This is a genomic window from Asanoa sp. NPDC050611, assembly GCF_040654855.1.
In the GTDB taxonomy this organism is placed as follows: Bacteria; Actinomycetota; Actinomycetes; order Mycobacteriales; family Micromonosporaceae; genus Asanoa.
In genome coordinates this window covers 1-1,464 of record NZ_JBFAIU010000677.1, presented here as the reverse complement: position 1 = coordinate 1,464, position 1,464 = coordinate 1, and the positions used below count along the sequence as shown (strand labels likewise).

Below are 1,464 nucleotides of genomic sequence, written 5' to 3'. Positions count from 1 at the left end.
GGCCGGCAACATGTTCGCGCCGGGCACCGCCAACACCCGGCCGGAGATCTACGCGATGGGCTTCCGGAACCCGTTCCGGATGAGCGTCGACAAGCTCGGCGACACGTTCGAGACGGTCCCGCTCACCGGGGACTTCGTCTTCACCCCGGGCGCGACCAACGCCAACGGCATCGCGCGGACACCGGACGGCCGGAACCTGCTGGTCGTCCAGTCCAACACCGCGACACTGTTCAACGTGGACCCGGACACCGGCGAGGCCACCACGGTGGACCTGGGCGGCGTCCCGATGACCAACGGGGACGGCCTCTGGCTCGAGGGGCGGCGACTCTACGTCGTGCAGAACCTCATCGAGCAGATCTCCGTCGTCGAGCTCAACCGGTCCGGCACGCGGGGCACCGTGGTCGGGACGATCACCAGCGACGCGTTCGACGTGCCGACCACGGTCGCGCGCTACGGCAAGCGGCTCTACCTGCCGAATGCCAAGTTCACGACGCCACCCACCCCCGATACGCCGTACGAGGCGGTCGCGGTCAAGGGCTGACGTCGACGGTCACCAACCGCTGGGTGGCGCGGGACAGGGCGACGTACAGCGTGCGTACGCCCGCCGCGCCACCCGCGCGGATCTCACCCGGCGCGACCAGCACGACGCCGTCGTACTCCATGCCCTTGGCCTGCAGGCTCGTCACCACCTGCAGGCGCGCGTCACCGACGGCGGCCAGCCATTCGCCGACCTCGCCCACCCGGTCCACCGGCGTGATCACACCGACCGTGCCCTCGACCTGGCCCAGCATCTCGTCCACCGTGGAGCGGACCGTCGCGGCCACCGCCGGCAGCGGCACCGACAGCGCCACCGGCGGCACACCCGTCGACCGCACGGCGGTCGGCAGCGGCAGGTCCGGCGCAATCGTGCGGATCTCCGCCGCGGCGACCTCGAAGATCTCCGCCGAGTTCCGGTAGTTGGTGGTCAGCGTGTACGCGTGCCGCGCCCGCGAACCCAGCGCCCGGTCCCGGGACCGTTCGAGCTCGCTCGGGTCACCCGTCCAGGCGGTCTGCGCCGGGTCGCCGACGATGGTCCACGACGCGAGCCGTCCGCGCCGGCCCAGCATCCGCCACTGCATCGGCGAGACGTCCTGCGACTCGTCGACCACCACGTGCGCGTACTCGCGGTAGTCGTCCGGCCGGGCGGTGGCCGCCGCCCGGGCCGCCCGGGCCCGATCCGCCGCGGTGCTCAGCTCGTAGACGCCCTGCGCCACCTGGAACTGGTTGCGTTGCTGGCGCGCCGCCCGCAGCGGCTGGCCGAGCAGCGCGTCGAGCTCGTCGAGCAGCGCCACGTCGGCGATCGTCGGGTCCTCCGCGTCGAACGTGCCCTCGAGCAGGTCCACCTCGGCCGTCGACAGCAGGCCCGCCGTCGCCACCGGGGCCACCACGGTAGCCACCGCCACCGCCGCCGCCACCGGGACCGCC

General features: G+C 72.9%; 1 protein-coding gene and 1 pseudogene. One reads left to right on the top strand and one right to left on the bottom strand.

Annotation, left to right across the window (positions count from 1 at the left end; all coding sequences use genetic code 11):
* Positions 1-541 (top strand): annotated as a pseudogene (locus AB0H87_RS41755) (superoxide dismutase); the annotation flags it as partial.
* Here the strand turns inward: AB0H87_RS41755 and AB0H87_RS41750 are convergent.
* The coding region (locus AB0H87_RS41750; protein WP_360159405.1) for an ATP-binding domain-containing protein at positions 531-1,464 on the bottom strand (934 nt) is incomplete at its 5' end. The pseudogene AB0H87_RS41755 and the gene AB0H87_RS41750 sit on opposite strands and share 11 nt — an antisense overlap.